This is a genomic window from Lentzea sp. CA-135723, assembly GCF_050936595.1.
Classification (GTDB): domain Bacteria; phylum Actinomycetota; class Actinomycetes; order Mycobacteriales; family Pseudonocardiaceae; genus Lentzea.
Map to the genome: position 1 here is coordinate 4519478 of NZ_JBNJMK010000001.1, position 18034 is coordinate 4537511.

Below are 18034 nucleotides of genomic sequence, written 5' to 3' on the forward strand. Positions count from 1 at the left end.
GGCAGCCCGGCCGTGCCGCCGGGGGCCGCCTCAGGCCCGGCTGTCGCGGATCAGACTCCGGCACAGGCCCTGGCCAGGGTCTCGCGTGTGAGGGCGAGGACGCGGGGCTGGTGGCGGCGCTCCGCCGCCTCCACCGCCTGCTTCGCGTAGCGGACGGCCGCTTCCCGGTCGCCCAGCGCGAGGTGCGCGGCGGCGAACTGGTCGAGCACGCGTTCCTCGCTCCACCAGCGGCGCACGTTCTTCAGCTCCCGGAACCGCCTGAGGTAGCCGATCGACTCGGCGGGCCGCCCGCCGGTCAGGGCTTCGAGGGACAGCGAGAAGTACAGCGTCATCTGCCCGACGTGGTCGCGGCCCTCCCTCATCGCCGCCAGCACGGCTTCGTCGTCCGGCAGGTTCGTGTACTCCCGGCAGAGCCTCGCGACGTCGCGGGCCAGCGCGCCCGCGACGGTGTGGTGGCCCATCTCGTAGCGCCACCGGGCGAAGTCGGCCAGGGCGAGCGCCTCGCCCCGCCGGTCGCCGCACTCCCGGTAGCCCGCGAGCGACCGTTCCATGCAGGCCAGGCACTCGTCGTCCCGGTAGGCGTCGAAGTGGACGTGGGCGATGTTGTTCAACGTCACCGCGAGCTCGCGGACGTCACCGCGTTCCGACACCAGCTCGGCTGCTTCCAGCATGTGCGCCAGGGCCTGCTCGGTCTGCCCCAGCTCCGCGTGGTTGATGCCGATGTTGTGCAGCGCGTTGGCCACTCCGGTGGGCGCGTCCGCCTGTCGCATGAGCACGAGACCACGTTGGAAGTGCTCCATCGACTCGTCGTACTCGTGCCGTTCGCGCGCGATCATGCCGAGCATCCCCGTTGCCGACGCCTCGCCGCGCAGGTCACCGATCTGCCTCATGAGGACGATCGCCGCGCGCAGGTGCTCCTCGGCCTTCGGGTTGCCGTCGTCCATGTGCGCCGACCCCAGGCCCCGCAGCGCTTCCGCCCGCGCCTTCAGGTCACCGAGCGCGTGCGCGGCCGCGAGCGCCACGCTCTGCACCTCGACGCGTTCGCGTCCGGATCCGCCCATCCACAGGTAGTGCGCGAAGTTGCTCGGCAGCTGCCAGGCGTGCTGGTAGTGCCCTTCGTAGGCGGCCAGGTACACGGCGGCCTTGAGGTTGCGCCGTTCCGCCTCCTGCCACGCGAGGGCCTCGACCGGGGTGGTGAACACCGGCGGGTCGACCGGTTCGCGGGTGACGGCGGAGTGGAACTTCGGCCGGCCGGGGGCGATCTGCCTGGCCGAGTTCTCCGCGCCGAGCAGGTAGTGGTCGAGGACCCGGACGATCGCCTCGGTCCGTTCCTCCGGCTCGACCAGCGCCTTCGCGTGGTCCGCCAGCAGGTCGTGGAAGTGGTAGCGGCCGTTCTCCTTCTGCTGCACCAGGTGCGCGTCGAGGAGTTCTTCGAGCAGCCGTTCGGCCTCGGCACGCGTCGTGTCGATCACCGCCGCCGCGAGGTGCGCGTCCCAGTCCTCACCGGTGTGCAGGCCGAGCAGCCGGAACAGCCGTTGCTGCGAGGCGGTGAGTTGCCGGTAGGACAACGAGAACGCGCCCGCGACGCTGCGTTCGCCCGCGGCCAGCTCGGTGAGCCGGTGCTCGGACAGGCGCCGCACGAGGTCTCGCGCCGACCACGCAGGACGGGTGCGCCAGCGGGAACCGACGATCCGGACCGCCAGCGGCAGATGACCGCACAGCCGGACGATCTCGCGCGCCGAGGCCGCGTCGAGCTGTCCGCGTCCGGCGATGGTCGCCAGCAGCTTCAGCGAGTCCTCTTCGGACAGCACGTCCAGCGAGATCGTGTGCGCCGCGTCGAGGTCGACGAGCCGGCGGCGGCTCGTCACCAGCACGAGTCCGGTGCCGGGCAGCAGCGGACGGACCTGGGACGCGCTGCCCGCGTTGTCGAGCACCACGAGTGCCTTGCGGTGCGCCATTTCCGCGCGCCACCGGGCCGAACGCTCGTCCAGTCCGTCCGGGACGTCCTGCGCGGGCACGCCGAGCGCGGTCAGCAACGCCAGCAGCGCGTCCGACGGCGTGCGCGGCTCGACGCCCTCGGTGTAGGAGTGCAGGTCCACGAACAGCTGCGCGTCCGGGAACCGCTCCGCGAGCCGGTGCGCGGCCCTGACCGCGAGCGTCGTCTTGCCGATGCCCGCCATCCCGTCGATGGCGGTGATCGCGACGCACCCGGACGGCACGGCGGCGATGATCTCGTGCAGGGCGTCGCCGCGGCCCGCGAAGTCGGCGATGTCGCCGGGCAGGTCGTTGCGCGCCCTCGGCCTGTTGTCCGCCGTCAGCACCTGCCGGTGCGCGTTCTGCAGGTCCTTGCCGGGATCGAGGCCGAGCTCCTCGGCGAGCCTGCCGCGGATGTCGTCGTAGGCCTGCAGCGCCTCGGTCTGCCGGTCGCAGCGGTGCAGCGCCACGATCAGCTGCGCCCACATCCGTTCCCTGGTGGGGTGCCGGCCCGTCAGCGACCGCAGTTCGGGCACCAGCCGTTCGTGCGCGCCGTCCCGCAGGTCGGCCTCGATCCGCGCCTCCAGCACCGCGAGGTGCTTCTCCGTCAACGCGGGCACGTGGTCGCGTTCCAGCGCGTCGCTGCCGATGTCCGCGAACGGCCGCCCCCGCCAGAGCTTCAGCGCCTCGCGCGGCGGAAGCGCGCCGAACCGGTGGACGTCCACCTCGTCGGGCCGCACGTCGAGCAGGTACCCGCCCGGCTTGGTGAGCACGATGCCGGGCAACGCCTCGCGCAGGCGCCCGACCGTGGTCTGCAGGGCGTTGCGGGACCCGCCGGCGAGCTCGGCCAGTTCGTCGACGCCCACCACCTGGCCCGCGCGCATCAGCAGCGCCGCGAGCACCACGCGCCGCTTGCCCGCCGGGATGTGGACGTGGCGCCCGTCGAGCACCACGTCCAGCGGCCCGAGCAGGCCGAACGATCTCACGCCCACTGGTCCCAGTGCACCATCTCGCCGTGCGGCTTGCGCTTGCGCCGCAACGGCGAGGCGCCCTCGGAGATGCCCTCCTCCGCGGAGTGCCCGATCGCGATGACGCCGATCGGCGTGTACATCTCGGGCACCCCGAACGCCTCGCGCAACGCGGGCCACGTGTCCCTGTCGGTCCCGAAGAACACCGCGCCGAGGCCCTCGTCGACGGCGGTCTGCAGGATCAGCAACGAGGCCATGCCCGTGTCGATGTCCCAGTACGGCACCGGCCACCTGTCCTCGGTGAGCTCGGCCTCGGCCTTGTCCGGTTCGGCGTACCGGTCGAGGTAGACCTTCTTGGCGGAGAACGGGATGACGACGAGCGGCGCGGTCTTCGCCTCCTCGCCGCTCCACCACTCGAACATCTCGGAGAACTTCTTCAGCGACTCTCCCCGCAGCACCAGGAAGCTCTGGCCCTGGGAGAAACCGGCCGACGGACCGCGCACGGCGTTGCGCATGATCCGCTGGACGCTCTCCTCACTGACCGGTTCGTCGGTGAACTTGCGCACCATCCGCCTGCAGCGGACCACGTCCTGGAACTCCACGTCTACCCCCGGAGTTGAGTCGACCCCGACCGTATCAGCGGCCGGGGTCGCTCACCTGGGACGTCTACAGCCTGCGCAGACCTGCGAGAACGCGTTCCAGCAGCATGCCGTCCGGCCGGTCGCCGCCGAACGACGACGCCGTGCGGTGCACGTCGATCAGCCCGTGCCCGGCCATGTCGCCGAGCAGCACCTTCGTGACACCGAGCGGCAGCCCGCGCAGAGCGGCGATCTCCGCCACCGACCGGGGCTGCGCGCACAACGCCAGCACGTCCTGGTGCTCCGGCCGGACCGCGGTGGACGAGAACTCGTTCACCGACACCAGGGTCTCGATCTCCAGGTGCACGTCGGACGTGGTGCGGCCGCCGGTCCACGCGTAGGCGCGCACGATCGACGACGACGCGTCGAAGCCGGTCTCCACCGACGGCAGCGGCGGGACCGCGGGGAACGGCTGGAACGGGGCCGTCGCGTACGGGTCCGGCTGCTCCGGCGGCGGTTCGGGCGCGCGCTGCGCCTTCTTCTTGCCGCGCTTGCGGATCCGTTCGCTGTCGAAGCTGAAACCGCTGATCAGGTCACCGAAGTTGACCTGATCGTCAGGCTCTCTGCTCATGCGAGCTCAGCCCGCAGTTCCGGCGTGAGCAGCTGGCCCACCTGGCGGGTCACCACGGTCATCTCGTACGCGATCTGGGCGACGTCGGCGGACGACGACGCCAGCACCGCGAGGACCGAGCCGTCGCTGATCGAGGACAGCAGCATGACGCCCCTGTCCATCTGCACGACCGTGCGGACGACCGCCTCGCCCGCGAAGACGTACGACGCCGACTCGGCGAGGGACACCACCCCGGCCACGATCGCCGCGAACTGCGGTGCGACGTGCGCGGGCAGCTTCGACGACGAGATCAACACCAAGCCGTCCGCCGAGATCACCACGGCGTGCTCGATGCCGGGGGTGCGTTCGGCGAAGTTGGTGACCAGCCAGCCGAACTGGTCCACCTGCGTGCTCATCGACTCTCCTGGTTTTCGGGAAGGCCGCGTTGCACACCCCGCTGGAAGGCGTTGAGGAAACCTCGGGCCGACTCCGGCGACTGGCGTGCGGGTGCGGGGGGCGGCGGCGGTGCGGCGGCACGCGTCTGCTGGAACCACGACGCCTGCTGTCGTTCGATCGCCTCCCCTCGGAAAGACTCCCAGGACTCTTCCCGTCGTGGTGCCAGTTCCGCAGGAACCAACACGATCGCGCGAGTCCCCTTACCTGGTTTCGCGTCCAGACGTACCACGATCTGGTGGCGGGCGGCGAGCCTGCCGACGACGAAAAGTCCCATTTCGCGGGAGACCTGGACGTCCACGCCCTCGCCCGCCGCCTCGAGGCGGTGGTTCACCGCGGCGAGCGCCTCGGGGTCGATGCCGATGCCCTGGTCGACCACGTCGATCTGGACGATGTCGCCCGCCTCGATGGACGCGCTGATCGCGACCTGCGAGTTCGGCGGCGAGAACGCCGTCGCGTTGTCGAGCAGCTCGGCGAGCAGGCGGACCAGGTCGCTCGCCACGTAGCCGACCACCTCGGCGCTGGGCGCGGTGTGCACCATCACCCGTTGGTACTGCTCGATCTCCGCCGCCGCCGCGCGCAGCACGTCGGTGAGCGGGATGGCCTGGTGGAACCGCCGGGCCACGTCGCCGCCGGAGAGCACCATCAGGTTCTCGTTGTTGCGGCGCATGCGGGTGGCGAGGTGGTCGAGCTTGAAGAGGTTCGCGAGCTGGTCCGGGTCCTCCTCGAACTTCTCCAGCTCCTCCATCAGCTTGAGCTGGCGTTCGACGAGGCTCTGGCTGCGGCGCGACAGGTTGACGAAGATGTTGCGCATGTTGGCGCGCATGCCGGCCTGTTCGATGACCGACTTCACGGCCTGCTGGTGCACCTCGTCGAACGCGCGGGCCACCTGGCCGAACTCCTCGGTCGTGTCGACCGGGACGGCCTCGATCTCGGTGCTGCCGCGGCCGGTCGCGACCATCTCCGGCAGCTTGGTCCACGCCACGTCGAGAGCGGAGCGGCGCAGCGCGTTCAGCGAGCGCAGCAGGTAGCGGCCGACGACGAACCCGACCGTGGCCGCCAGGATCAGGCTGGCGAACAGGATCGCGGACGCGGCGCCGGCGGCGTCGCTGGACTCGTCGCGCAGGCGGTTGGCCGTGTTCCGCAGGTCGTCCTGCAGACCCGTGACGACGCTGCCCATCGACGTGGCGACAGCGCCGGTGGCCCTGGTCCAGTCCTGCGTCGCGATCGGCAGCGGCTGCTTGGGCCGGTTGGCGTTGTTCCCGGTGGCCGGTGCGTCCGAGGTCGGGTGCAGCACGGCGGCGGCCAGCATCGTGCGCTGGGCCTCGATGTCCGGGCCGTTGAAGTTCTTGCCGTAGACCTTCATCTGGTCGGGCGTCGCCAGGGCGGCGAACTCGTCCGCGATGTAGCCGAGCTTGACGTTCGACTCGACCAGCGCGCGGACCTCGGCGGTGGTGAGCTGGCCGCGGGTGAGCCCGGACAGCACGACGGCCTGCTGGTAGAGCACCTGGTCGCGGACGTGCACCACGTGGTGCAGGCCCATCGCGGTGCGCAGCAGGGCGGCGTCGCCGAACTCGCTGGCCATCACCTCGTCGACGTCGAGCAGCGAGTCGGTGAGCTCGGAGTAGATCTTGATCACCGCGGGGATGTCGTTGCTGCTGCGGTCGCGCAACACCGCCAGGTCGCCGATGCGGTTCTGGACCTCGGTGATGCGGGCGGTCACGACCTCGCTGAGAGAGGTCCCGCCGATCTGGTCGCGCAGCACCGCGCGGGCGTCGTCGGTGCGCTTGCTCTGCTCGACGAGGAGCTCCGGGCCGACGCCCTCGGCGACGATCCGCCGTTCCGCCTGCACGCCCTCGATCACGGGGATGAGGGCGGCGCGCACCTTCACGAGTCGTTGCAGTTCCGCGTAGGAGTCCGCGCGCTCGATCTGGGTGTTGATGAGCACGACGCCGGCGCCCACCGCGATGGTGACCGGAACGATCAGCACCGCGGCGAGCTTCACCGGCAGGCGCCAGTTGCGCCAGTTGGCGAGCGTGGTGAACATCAGACGAAGAGCTTGGCCGCGTTCAGGAAGAGCCGGTACAGGCCGTAGGCGAGGGGCAGCCCCACCCACAGCCAGGCACCGATGAGCAACAACCGCTGCTGGGAGCTCACTTCTTCACCACGCCTTCCGCGTCCTGCTTCTCGGCAGCGTCAGCGGCCTCGGCTTCGTTCCACTTGGCGACGGTGTCGTCGTCCTGCGGAGCGGGGTTCTCGGTCTGCTCCGCCTTCGGCTCGTGGAACTTCGGGTTGACCGGGCGGATCAACTCGTTCGCGACGAAACCGACGACCAGCAGCGAGATCATGATGTAGAACGACGTCGCGTACAAGTCAGGCCCGGTGTGCCCGGCCCTCTTGCCGGCGTCCGCGATGGCGTTGACGATCAGCGGCCCCAGGACACCGGCCACGGACCAGGCCGTGAGCAGGCGGCCGTGGATCGCGCCGACCTGGTAGGTGCCGAACAGGTCCCGCAGGTACGCGGGGACGGTCGCGAAGCCCGCGCCGTAGAACGACAGGATCACCATCGCCGCGACCACGAACAGCGGGGTGCTGGTCGAGCCGACCGTCAGCAGCACCAGGTAGAGCAGCGCGCCGACACCGAGGTAGAGGCGGTAGATGTTCTTGCGGCCGACGATGTCCGAAGTGGACGACCAGACGAACCGGCCGGCCATGTTCGCGGCGGACAGCAGCGCGACGAAGCCGGTGGCGGCGGTCGCGGCGACCGGCGTCGAGGACTCCTTGAAGAAGTCGACCAGCATCGGGGCGGCCTTCTCCAGGATGCCGATGCCCGCGGTGACGTTGAAGCAGAGCACGACCCACAGCAGCCAGAACTGCGGCGTCCTGATCGCGTTGTTCGCGGAGACGTTGTGCGTGACGGTGGCCTTCGGCTTGTCCTTGAGCAGCGCCTCCTTCTCCGCCGTGAACTCCGGGGAGGGCAGGCGGATCAGCAGCACGCCGAGGCTCATGAAGACCGCGTACGCGATGCCGTGCACGAGGAAGGCCTGGCCGATGCCGGACGTGGTGGAGCCGAACGCCGTCAGCATCGAGGTCGACCACGGGGACGCGATCAGCGCACCACCGCCGAAGCCCATGATCGCGATGCCGGTCGCCATGCCCGGCCGGTCGGGGAACCACTTGATCAGCGTCGAGACCGGCGAGATGTAGCCGATGCCGAGACCGATGCCGCCGACGAGGCCGTAGCCCAGCACGACGACCCAGTACTGGCCGGCCCAGACACCGAGCGCGGAGATCAGCAGACCGGAGCAGAAGGCGATCGTGGACATCAGCATGGCCCAGCGCGGACCCCTGCGTTCCACCGTCGTGCCGAGCACGGCGGCCGAGAGCCCGAGCATGACGATGCCGAGCTGGAACGGCAGCGCGGACTGCGTTCCCGTGATGCCGAGCGATTTCTCCAACGGCGTCTTGAAGACGCTCCAGGCGTAGGCCTGACCAATGGAGAGATGAATCGCCAGAGCCGCGGGCGGAACGAGCCAGCGGTTCCATCCGGGAGGCGCGACTTGGCGTTCGCGCGCTAAGAACCCCACTTTATCCCCAACCGTCACCACTTAATGCGGACCGATCGATCCTAGGACAGGTGCACACGTGCGACAACGGCCTTGACGAAGACTTCAGGTGTTGCACACGGCGCAACTCCCGACCGTCCACTTGACACAAAGCCTGGTTCGAACCATTTGAGACGAATGAGCTCACCGGTTTTCAGTCCGGTTTCGGTCCGGTCCTGGTCCGGCATTGGTCCGGTTTCGCCCGGTTCCCGGCCCTCTGTCGCGTTGACTGCACACGTGAGAGCGCTACAGTGAGCCCCGCACACGAGGGGCAGGGGTACATGACCAAGGCGATGAGGTCGCCTGGCGAAGCGCAGCACGAGTACCGGGAAATCCGGGGTTTCGCGTCGTTCGACGACCCCGAGACTTTGTCGTACGTCGATTCCGACGGCAACCCGAAGTACGCCGCGATTCGCGAGACCGACGAATTCCGGACTCTCCGACGCCGTCTCACGACGTTCATCTTCCCGATGACGGCGCTTTTCCTCGCGTCCTACCTGACCTTCGTACTGCTGTCCGCGTACGCGAAAGACTTCGTCAGCACCAAGGTGATCGGCGTGATCAACCTCGGCATCCTGCTGGGTCTCGGACAGTTTGTGACATCGATCATCATCACGCTCGGTTATGCCCGTTACGCAAAGCGACGGCTGGACCCGCAGCGGAAATTGCTGGCAGAGAAGACAGGCGTCGAGGAGTAAGGCATGCCCACCACCGGCAACCCGGTGCTGAACCTCAGCGTCTTCGCGGTGTTCGTCCTGATCACCCTCTACATCGTCTACCGCGCCTCCAGCCGCAACGTGACGGCCTCGGACTACTACGCCGCGGGCAGCTCCTTCACCGGCGCCCAGAACGGCGTGGCCCTGTCCGGCGACTTCCTGTCCGCAGCGTCGTTCCTGGGCATCTCCGGCGGCATCGCGGCTCACGGCTACGACGGCTTCCTGTACTCGGTCGGCTGGGTCGTCGCCTGGCTGGTCGGCCTGCTGCTGATCGCCGAGGGCCTGCGCAACACGGGCCGCTTCACCGTCGGCGACGTCCTGGCGTTCCGCATGCGCCAGCGCCCGGTCCGCGCCGCCGCGGCCAACGCCACCCTGGTGATCTCGTTCTTCTACATGATCGCGCAGATGGCGGGCGCCGGCGGCCTGATCGCGTTGCTGCTGAACGTGACCTCGAAGTGGGGCCAGGCGATCCTGATCGCCGTCGTCGGCATGGTCATGGTGCTCTACGTGCTGGTCGGCGGCATGAAGGGCACCACCTGGGTGCAGATCATCAAGGCCGTCCTGCTGCTGCTCTGCGTGACGCTGATGAGCGTCTTCCTGCTGGGCAAGTTCGGCTTCTCGCTGTCGGCGATCATGGACCAGGCCACCGACAACAACAAGCTCGGCGACGCGGTCCTGGACCCTGGCGCCAAGTACGGCTTCAGCGCCATGTCCAAACTGGACTTCGTGTCGCTGGCTTTGTCCTTGGTGCTGGGCATCGCATCCCTGCCGCACGTGTTGATGCGCTTCTACACCGTGCCGAACGCGTCCGAGGCCCGCCGGTCCGTGGTGTGGGCCACCTGGACGATGGTCATCTTCTACCTGTGCACGCTGGTCATCGGTTTCGGCGCGATGGCCCTGGTCGGCACCGACAAGATCGCCGCCGCGCCCGGCGGCGAGAACTCCGCCGCGCCGCTGCTGGCGTTCGAGATCGGCGGGGCGGTATTGCTCGGCATCGTGTCGGCGGTGGCGTTCGCGACGATCCTCGCCGTGGTGGCGGGTCTGACCCTTGCCGCGTCCGCTTCGTTCGCGCACGACGTGTACGCGAACGTGATCAAGCGCGGGAACGCCGAACCCCGGCGGGAGATCCGGGTGGCCCGGTTGACCGCCGTGGTGGTCGGTGTTCTGTCGATCATCGGCGGGATCGCGGCCAACGGGCAGAACGTGGCGTTCCTGGTTTCGCTGGCACTGGCGTTGGCGGCTTCCGCCAACCTGTCGACGATCCTGTACACGATCTTCTGGCGGCGGTTCAACACCCTCGGGACGTTGTGGAGCATCTACGGCGGGCTGGGGTCCTGCCTGGTGCTGATCATCTTCTCGCCGGTGATGTCCGGGGCTTCCACCTCGATCTTCCCCGACGTCGACTTCGCCTGGTTCCCGTTGGGGAACCCCGGGCTGGTTTCCATCCCGTTCTCGTTCCTCTGCGGGTTCCTGGCGACTGTGTTGTCCAAGCGGGAGCCGGAGTTGGACGGGCGGGCGGCTGAGATGGAGGTTCGGGCGATCTCCGGGATCGGTGCCCGTACCTAGTTTCTGGCTGGTTCGCTGGTTCCTGTTCCGTAGGTGCGTCGCGTTCCAGCGGGGTGGGTCGCGTTTTGTTGGTTGGGCTGCGGTTGCGAGGGTGTTCGCGCGGGTCCTGCCGAAGAGCGGGGTGGCGATTGGGGCTTGACTTCGGGGCCCTTGCGAGGCGCTTGTCGGACCGGAAAAGGCCGGGCTGAGAAGAGGCCCGGCCGAGCCACTAGTGGTAGCACCTCGCACCCAAAGTCAAGCCCCAATCGCAGTCGGTGGGTTGTACCGCTGACCAGCCGGGCATCAGCCCGTTCGGGCTCGCCTGCGGCATCGCGTACCAGGCCTCGTAGGTGGTTGGGGTGCGTCGACGGCTGTCCGGTTGGCACCGCGCGCCGGGCCGAGACGGTGGTTGGGCTGCGTTGACGACTGCAGTTGAGAGAGCGCGCTGGACCTGCCTGCGTGGTGGGGCTGTGTTGACGACTGCGGTGGCGGGCGCGCGCCGGGCCTGTGTGCGTGGTCGGCCTGCGTTGACGACTGCGGTTGCGGGCGCGCTTCCCCTTCTCCTCGCCCGCTTCCTCCTCGCCTTCCCCTCGGCCCGCCTATCCCTCAGCCCGCCTATCCCTCAGCCCGCCTCTCCCCAGCCCGCCTCTCCCCAGCCCGCCTCTTCCCCGTCTGCCTCTCCCCCAGCCTCGCCTTCCCCCGCCTCGCCTTCTCCCCCCGCCTCTCCCCAGCCCGCCTTCCCCTCAGCCCGCCTCTCCCTCAGCCCGCCTCTCCCTCAGCCCCCGCCTCTCCCTCAACCCGCCTCTCCCCCCGTCTCGCCTTCCCCCGTCTCGCCTTCCCCCGTCTCGCCTTCCCCCGCCTCTCCCCAGCCGGCCTTCCCCTCCGCCCGCTTCTCTCCCGCCCGCCTCTCCCCCAGCCTCGCCTTCCCCCGCCTCGCCCCCGCCCGCTTCTTCCCCGCCTCGTCTCTGCCCCGCCCTCACACGCCGCCACTCTCTGCCGCTTTCCTCACCTAGCCGGACTGTCAGACCCTCTCGGTACGTTGGGTCGCGGGGGAGCCGACTTCCGAGGGGACCCCTGCGTCAGCCTGCCGTCGCGGGGCTAGGGGGTCGGGATGATGCCCGACTCGTGGGCGATGATCGCCGCCTGCACCCTGTTTCGGACGCCCAGCTGGCGGAAGATCGTGCTCACGTACACCTTCACGGTGCCCTCCACCACGTAGAGGCGTGCTGCAATCTCCGCGTTCGAGAGGCCTGCGCCTACCAGGCCCAGCACTTCGCGTTCTCGGTAGGTCAGGACTTCGATTCGTTGTGTCGCTTGTGGACGTGGGTGGGTTCTGGAGAGTTGGTCGACCACTCGCTTGGCCACCAGCGGGGAGAGGAAGGCGCCGCCGGTCGCTACGGCTCGGACTCCCGTGATGATTTCCTGCGGGTCGCCCGTTTTCAGGACGAAGCCTGCTGCTCCCTCGCCCAGGGCTCTGGTGATGTAGGCGTCGTCGGCGAAGGTGGTGAGCATCAGGGTTTTGGTGCTCGGGTGGCATTCGCGGATCACCTTGGCGGCGTCCAGGCCGTCGAAGACGGGCATGCGGATGTCCAGCACTGCTACGTCGGGGCGGTGGCGGGCTACCAGGTCTACGGCTTTGCTGCCGTTCTCTGCTTCCGCCACCACTTCTACGTCTGCTGCTGTGGCCAGTACTGCTTTTACGCCGAACCTGACGACTGGTTCGTCGTCTGCCAGTACGACCCTGATCATGCGCTCCTCCTGGCCAGCCACTGCTTGAACACCAGGCGGTCGCGTTGGAAGCAGAGTTGGTGCAGGTCGTGGCGGTCGCCGTCGAACGGGTTGGGGTGCGTGCTGTAGTAGTGGCACTCGGTGTTCGGGGGTGCGGTGACGCCCAGCGGGTTGTCCACTCTGGTGCGGAGCGGGAGGTCCAGGGTGTCCTCGTCCTGCCCGAGTTGTGCCCGTTCGAACTGGGTCGGGGTCAGGACGGACGTCGCGGCGTCGAAGACCATGTAGCCCGGGACGCCGATGGCGATTCCCGCGCACACGGCTGTGGTGATGAGGACTGTTCTGCGCGCGCTCTTGCGGATCTCTTCTTCTGTTCGTTCTCGGCGCACGTGGGTGGGGGTGGTGCTGGCGCGTGGGCGCTCTGGGAGTTTGGCTCTCACCTCGAAGCCTCCGTCGTCGGACGGGGCCGCTTCGAACCAGCCGCCTACCAGGGCCACTCGTTCGGCCAGGCCCATCAGGCCCTTGCCGCTGCCCACCGCAGGTGTTCTCGGGGCCGGGCCGTTGGTGATGCGGAGTTCCAGGTTGGCGGTGAGGGTCACGGTCACCTCGGCGCCGGGGGCGTGCTTGATGACGTTCGTCAGGGCTTCGGCGGTGACGCGGTGCACGGTTCTGGCGATGATGCCGTCGATCGCGGTCTTGCGGTTGTTGGTCAGCGCCACGTTCAGGCCGCTCCTGGCCACCAGTTCTTCCAGCGTGGCCACCGGTTCGTCCTCGTCGGCGCGCAGCACCTGCATGACGTCGGCCAGGCGTTCGGCTGCGGCCGTGACGCTCGCGCGGGCAGTCTTCGCGGCCTCGCGTTGGTCGGCGGTGAGGGTGGGTTCCAGTTCGAGGGCGCCGGTCAGCAGCGCGGCGCGTGCGAGTTCGTGGCCCACCAGGTCGTGCATTTCTCCTGCCAGGCGGGCGCGTTCGGCGTTGCGGGCGTTGTCCACGCTGCGTTCCAGCAGGGCGGCATGTTCCCAGCCGACGCCCTGGAGTTCCGCGTAACGGCGGCGGAAGCGGCCGATCGCCCACGGCACCACGCCCAGCACACCGATGCCGGACGTGACGGCCAGCGCGGTGTCCGAGCCGCCGCGTTCGGTCAGCGCCACGACCACTCCGGCGATCTCCACCAGGGTCAGCGTGATCGCGGTCGCGCGCGGGTCGTGCGCGTGCCGTCCGGCCAGGAAGCTCACCAGGGCCAAGGCCGGTGCCGGCGCGAGCACTCCGGTGGCGCTGTCGAACTCGACCCGCATCAGGTAGCAGACGAGCCACGCGCCCAGCCCGAGCGCCAACGCCACCGCGGGCCTGCGCGGCACGACCAGGAACGCGGCCGCGAAGATCGCCAGGTACAGCAGGACTTCCCACACGGCCAGCCGTCCCGCCCTGGACGTCACCGCCGCGGCGACGACCAGCAGACCCGAGCTCCCCCACAGAACCAGCCGCACCCACACGGCGTTCATCATCGCAGTCGCTGCATCACCACGGTCGGTGCCTCCGCCGCCGGCACCTCCACCTCCAGCTTCTTCTTGAGCAGCAACGCGATTCCCCACGACACCACCGCTCCGAGCGCGAGCCCGGCCAGCACGTCGTGCACGTAGTGGACACCCACGACGACGCGCGAGGCAGCCGCCGCGATCGCACACACCGCAGCGATCCAGCCGTAAGTCCTGTGCAGCAACCAGATCGCCATCGCGGACGCGCCCGCGATCACCGAGTGGTTGCTGGGGAACGACCAGTCACCCGGCTCGGGGCACACCGCGATCGACGGCCTGGTCCGGCACGGCCTGTCCTCCTGCACGACCAGCTTGATCACCTCGCTGACCGCGTACGCCACCACCACCCCGGCGCCGGCGAGGAACGCCCGCAGCTTGTGCCGGAACCAGAGCACCAGGAACATCACCGCGAACACACCGAGCACCGCGTCGGTGCCCACAGTCAGCCAAGTCACCCAGCCGAAACTACGAAGGCGGCGGCGTGAGCGCCCCTGCCCATCGGAACCGGTTCCTCCTTACTTTCGACAAGGAATGCGCTATTCCGGCACCGCGCTCGCCATGCTCAGCACGAGGTCGTAATAACCCTCCGGGTTGTCCGCGCCCGAGCGGCCGTCGATCAGTTCCCGCACGAGGTCGCAGTGGCCCGCGTGCTGCGCCGTTTCGGCCGTGACCCGCGCGAGCAGGTGCCCGAACGTGGTCACCCTGCGGTGCTCCGGCCACCACGCCACCGAGGCCGGCGCGTCGAGCGGTAACTCCGCGATCGACTCGTCCGAGTGCTTCCACGCTGCCCGGTAGAGGCCTAATAGGTACTCCCGGCTCTCCTCCGGCTTGGCCCACAGATCGCCGTTCTGCCAGATCGAACCGTCCTCGACCCAGGGCAGCAGTGGCGCCGGACGCCCCGCGCTGGCGCCGAGGTAGCCGAACTCGATCCCGGCGAGGTGTTTGACCAGCCCCAGCAGGTTGGTACCGCTGGGCACGAGCGGGCGGCGGGCGTCGAACTCGCTGAGCCCCTCCAGCGAGCCGACCACCGAGTCGCGGCACTCCTGGAGGTAGTGGCGGAGGTCATCGGCAATCATTCTTCCGACCCTAGCGCCGGGGTCTGACAGTTCTGAGAGCCTCGATCCCGTGCAGAAACTCCTCGTCGCCGCCCTGCTCGGCGCTTCCCTCGTGACCACCGCCGTCCCCGCCTCAGCCGGTGGGGTCGACCGCGCCGACGCCGCCGCCGGGTGGCTCGCCAGACAGATGGCGGACGGCGAACGCCTGGAGACCGAGTTCGGCGGCGTCAAGTACCCCGACCAGGGCCTGACCATCGACGCGATCTTCGCGTTCGCCGCGGCCCGCACCGCCGACGACTACTCCGACCGCGCCATCGCGTGGCTCGCGAAGCCCGAGATCTCCAGCGGCTACCTGGGTGCCGACGGCGAGTCGTACGCGGGCGCGCACGCGAAACTGGCCGTGGCCGCGCGGGTGAAGGGCAAGAACCCACGCGCGTTCGGCGGCATCGACCTGATCGCGGGCCTCAAGGCGTTGCAGGCGCCGTCCGGCCGCTTCTCCGACCGCTCGGCGTTCGGCGACTTCTCCAACGCGTTCACGCAGTCCTACGCCCTGGTCGCGCTCGGCCGCGACGCGAAGGGCGCCGGCTACCTCGCCGCGAGCCAGTGCGCGGACGGCGGCTTCCCCGTGACGTTCGAGACCTCGCCGTGCGTGAGCGACGTCGATGCGACCGCTATCGCCGTGCAGGCACTACGCGCGCAAGGCAAGCCAGCGGGCCGTGCGGTGACCTGGTTGACGTCCAAGCAGCAGGCCGACGGCGGGTTCCCGAGTGCCGCCGGTGTCTCGAACGCCAACAGCACGGGTCTGGTGGCCCAGGTCGTGCACGGCAGTGCCCAGTTGAAGGCGCGCAGGTACCTGAAGTCGGTGCAGGTCGGGTGCTCCGACGCGACGAACAAGGGTGCGATCGCGTTCGACGCGTCCGGCTTCGACCCCGCCAACGCACCGCGCGCGACGGCTCAGGCCGTGCTGGGTCTGACGGGCGCCAACCTCACCACGCTGCGCAGCGGCGGACCGGACGGCGCACCCACTCTTTCGTGCTGATCCAGGTCAACGCCGAATCGCTCGAATCCCGCTCAAGTTCCGCTGGAGCGACCGTTCGTCTAGGACACTAGCTGACCTCAAGTGGTCCTAGAGTCCTTCATGTCGGGACAAACGAACGAAGGACAGAAGCGATGACCACCACCGAGATCCTCACCGGCGAGCGCGCGGACCTCCTCGAGACGCTCCGGCAGCACCGCTGGTTCCTGACGTTCACCGCGCAGGGCCTGAGCGACGAGCAGGCGGCGTCGAGCCCGACGGCGAGCGCGCTGTGCATCGGCGGCCTGATCAAGCACGTCGCGTCGGTCGAGGAGAACTGGGTCAAGTTCATCGAGCAGGGCACGTCGGCGATGGAGTCCGACCCCGAGTCGAAGGACTACGAGAACCACGAGGCGAACTTCCGGATGGAGCCGGGCGAGACGCTGGAGAGCATCATCGCCCGGTACAACGAGGTCGCGGCCTACACCGACAAGCTGGTCGAGACGGTCGACATGGACCTCTCGCACGCGCTGCCGTCCGCGCCCTGGTTCCCCGAGGGCAAGACGTGGTCGGCTCGGCGGGTGTTCGTGCACATCGTCGCGGAGACGTCGCAGCACGCCGGGCACGCGGACATCATCCGCGAGACCATCGACGGCCAGAAGACGATGGGCTAGGGCTTCGGGGGCGAGAAGGCCGAGAGGAACTGGTCCCGGAAGTCGCTCATCCGCGACACCGGGGCCGTCCCTCCCGGCTTGATGCCGTCGTCCCACTTCCAGTCGGCGACCCGCTCCATCACGGCCGGGTCCTTGGCGACGATGGTGATCGGCACGTCCCGCGAGGCTCCCTCGCCGGTCACCATCTGCGCCGGCTGGTGGTCGCCCAGGAACACCATCACGAGGTTCTCGTCGCCGTACTTCTCCAGGTACGAGATCACCGACTCCAGCGAGTACGAGATCGAGTGCGCGTAGTCGGCGCGGACGGCGTTGGGGTCGCGGCCGAAGATGGACTCCGGCGGGTCGTTCGAGGCGGGCATCTTCGAGTAGATCGAGCCGTCACCCAGCTGGTCCCAGTCGACGGAGTCCGGCGTCGGCGACCACGGCGCGTGCGAGGACACCATCGGGATCGCGGCCATCACGGGACCGGCCGCCTTCGAGCGCTCGTTGCGTTGGAACGACTCCAAGGTGAACTGGTCGGGCGTCGTCGCGTAACCGAAGCGCGGGCCCTGGTAGCCGAGGTCCTGGGCGGCGTAGATCTTGTCGTAGTGGAAGAAGTCGCCCTCCGGCCACGCCTGCGTGATGCCGGGCACGACGCCCACCGAACGCCAGGAGGCCTCGCGGAACGCGCGCGGCAGCGTGAGCCGGTCGGAGGCCACCAGGTTGCGGTAGCGCTGCTGGTTGTCGATCCACAGGCCGGACAGCAACGTCGCCTGTGCCATCCAGCTGCCACCACCGGCGGTCGGCGAGGTCAGGTAGGCCGAGCGGGACGAGTAGCCTGCCGCCTTCAGCCGGTCGTCGCCGGCGGCCAGTTTCGCGGCCACGCCGGGCATGTCGAGCGCGGACTTGCCGTAGCTCTCCACGAACGTGAAGACGACGTCCTTGCCCTGCAACGAGGACAGCAGGCCGGAGTGCCCGCGGAACGCGTCGACCGAGGCCTCCGCCGCGAACGCCTCCTGGTCGTGCAGGCCGGCCTGAACCCGGCGCGCGTGGTCGACCAACGAGGTCGCGGCCGCGTCGGAGTAGACAGGGATCCCGGGAACGGCAAGGGAAACGCACGCCACGGCGACGAGGGCCACCGCGCGGATCGCGACGGGACGACGACCGGCGGCAACGGAACTGAGGCGCAGCACGGAAAGCGCGGCCAGCCACACGATGCCGACGACCAGGGCGACGGCGAGGCCCACGGCCAGCACGGAGGCGAAGCGGCCGAAGGTGACGTCCACGAAGTCGATGGCGGGCACCAGCAACGGCCAGTCCAGCACGAGGTCGAACGGCCGGTACAGCACCATGTCGAAGCCGATGTCCATGATCTTCACGACGGTGAACACGCCCAGCGCGACACCGCCGGCGATGGCGAACGGCTTGCGGAACCGGTCCGGCAGCAGCACCAGCAGCATCACGCCGACGAGGCCTTCGAGCGGTACGCGGAGGAACGCCTCGAACGAGAACTTCTCCAGGTCGCTCGGCGCGATGAGCACGAACAACACGAACAGCCCCGCCAGCACCGTGACCGCTCGCCGCAGCAACATCCTCACCGAGACT

16 protein-coding genes are annotated in these 18034 nt (G+C 69.1%); 4 read left to right on the forward strand and 12 right to left on the reverse strand.

Annotated elements, in window-relative coordinates; genetic code table 11:
• Nucleotides 1–50: 50 nt before the first annotated feature.
• The 7 genes from ACQEU1_RS20290 to ACQEU1_RS20320 form a co-directional block, all read right to left on the reverse strand.
• Entirely contained in the window at nucleotides 51–2960 is a 2910-nt protein-coding gene (locus tag ACQEU1_RS20290) for a BTAD domain-containing putative transcriptional regulator (protein ID WP_433203822.1), read from the reverse strand.
• Nucleotides 2957–3544, reverse strand: a complete 588-nt coding sequence (locus ACQEU1_RS20295; protein ID WP_433203825.1) for a nitroreductase family protein — start codon at nucleotides 3542–3544, stop codon at nucleotides 2957–2959. Before ACQEU1_RS20295 ends, ACQEU1_RS20290 begins: the two co-directional genes overlap by 4 nt.
• A 64-nt stretch (nucleotides 3545–3608) precedes the next feature.
• Complete coding sequence (locus tag ACQEU1_RS20300; RefSeq protein WP_433203828.1) at nucleotides 3609–4151, reverse strand: DUF742 domain-containing protein; 543 nt, start codon at nucleotides 4149–4151, stop codon at nucleotides 3609–3611.
• A complete protein-coding gene (locus tag ACQEU1_RS20305) occupies nucleotides 4148–4546 on the reverse strand; it encodes a roadblock/LC7 domain-containing protein (protein ID WP_433203831.1) in 399 nt (132 codons plus the stop codon). The genes ACQEU1_RS20300 and ACQEU1_RS20305 overlap by 4 nt, the downstream gene beginning before the upstream one ends.
• Nucleotides 4543–6630 carry a sensor histidine kinase gene (locus ACQEU1_RS20310; RefSeq protein WP_433203834.1) on the reverse strand — a complete coding sequence of 696 codons (2088 nt, stop codon included), beginning with the start codon at nucleotides 6628–6630 and terminating at the stop codon, nucleotides 4543–4545. The genes ACQEU1_RS20305 and ACQEU1_RS20310 overlap by 4 nt, the downstream gene beginning before the upstream one ends.
• Nucleotides 6630–6740, reverse strand: a complete 111-nt coding sequence (locus tag ACQEU1_RS20315; RefSeq protein ID WP_433203837.1) for an MFS transporter small subunit — start codon at nucleotides 6738–6740, stop codon at nucleotides 6630–6632. The genes ACQEU1_RS20310 and ACQEU1_RS20315 overlap by 1 nt, the downstream gene beginning before the upstream one ends.
• A complete protein-coding gene (locus ACQEU1_RS20320) occupies nucleotides 6737–8170 on the reverse strand; it encodes an OFA family MFS transporter (RefSeq protein WP_433203840.1) in 1434 nt (477 codons plus the stop codon). The genes ACQEU1_RS20315 and ACQEU1_RS20320 overlap by 4 nt, the downstream gene beginning before the upstream one ends.
• Before the next feature lie 299 nt (nucleotides 8171–8469).
• On the opposite strand from ACQEU1_RS20320, the gene ACQEU1_RS20325 reads away from it, so the two are divergent.
• Both ACQEU1_RS20325 and ACQEU1_RS20330 read left to right on the forward strand, forming a co-directional pair.
• The gene (locus ACQEU1_RS20325) at nucleotides 8470–8886 is read left to right on the forward strand and encodes a DUF485 domain-containing protein (protein ID WP_433203843.1); all 417 of its coding nucleotides are present in this window, start codon (nucleotides 8470–8472) and stop codon (nucleotides 8884–8886) included.
• 3 nt (nucleotides 8887–8889) lie between these two features.
• Nucleotides 8890–10470: a solute symporter family protein gene (locus ACQEU1_RS20330; RefSeq protein WP_433203846.1), complete on the forward strand. Its 1581-nt coding sequence runs from the start codon at nucleotides 8890–8892 to the stop codon at nucleotides 10468–10470.
• 1077 nt (nucleotides 10471–11547) lie between these two features.
• On the opposite strand, the gene ACQEU1_RS20335 is transcribed toward ACQEU1_RS20330, so the two are convergent.
• The 4 genes from ACQEU1_RS20335 to ACQEU1_RS20350 form a co-directional block, all read right to left on the reverse strand.
• Nucleotides 11548–12198 (reverse strand): response regulator, encoded by a 651-nt coding sequence (locus tag ACQEU1_RS20335; RefSeq protein ID WP_433203849.1) that lies wholly within the window; start codon nucleotides 12196–12198, stop codon nucleotides 11548–11550.
• Entirely contained in the window at nucleotides 12195–13676 is a 1482-nt protein-coding gene (locus tag ACQEU1_RS20340) for a sensor histidine kinase (RefSeq protein ID WP_433203852.1), read from the reverse strand. The genes ACQEU1_RS20335 and ACQEU1_RS20340 overlap by 4 nt, the downstream gene beginning before the upstream one ends.
• Nucleotides 13673–14161, reverse strand: a complete 489-nt coding sequence (locus ACQEU1_RS20345; protein ID WP_433203855.1) for a phosphatase PAP2 family protein — start codon at nucleotides 14159–14161, stop codon at nucleotides 13673–13675. Before ACQEU1_RS20345 ends, ACQEU1_RS20340 begins: the two co-directional genes overlap by 4 nt.
• A gap of 81 nt (nucleotides 14162–14242) precedes the next feature.
• A complete protein-coding gene (locus ACQEU1_RS20350) occupies nucleotides 14243–14782 on the reverse strand; it encodes a DinB family protein (RefSeq protein ID WP_433203858.1) in 540 nt (179 codons plus the stop codon).
• Nucleotides 14783–14831: 49 nt separating this feature from the next.
• On the opposite strand from ACQEU1_RS20350, the gene ACQEU1_RS20355 reads away from it, so the two are divergent.
• On the forward strand, nucleotides 14832–15800 hold the full coding sequence (locus tag ACQEU1_RS20355) for a peptidase (RefSeq protein WP_433203861.1): 969 nt from the start codon (nucleotides 14832–14834) through the stop codon (nucleotides 15798–15800).
• Between the two features lie 131 nt (nucleotides 15801–15931).
• Nucleotides 15932–16450, forward strand: a complete 519-nt coding sequence (locus ACQEU1_RS20360) for a DinB family protein (RefSeq protein WP_433203864.1) — start codon at nucleotides 15932–15934, stop codon at nucleotides 16448–16450.
• Here the strand turns inward: ACQEU1_RS20360 and ACQEU1_RS20365 are convergent.
• Nucleotides 16447–18021 carry a sulfatase-like hydrolase/transferase gene (locus ACQEU1_RS20365; RefSeq protein WP_433211614.1) on the reverse strand — a complete coding sequence of 525 codons (1575 nt, stop codon included), beginning with the start codon at nucleotides 18019–18021 and terminating at the stop codon, nucleotides 16447–16449. The genes ACQEU1_RS20360 and ACQEU1_RS20365 overlap by 4 nt on opposite strands.
• Between the last annotated feature and the right edge of the window lie 13 nt (nucleotides 18022–18034).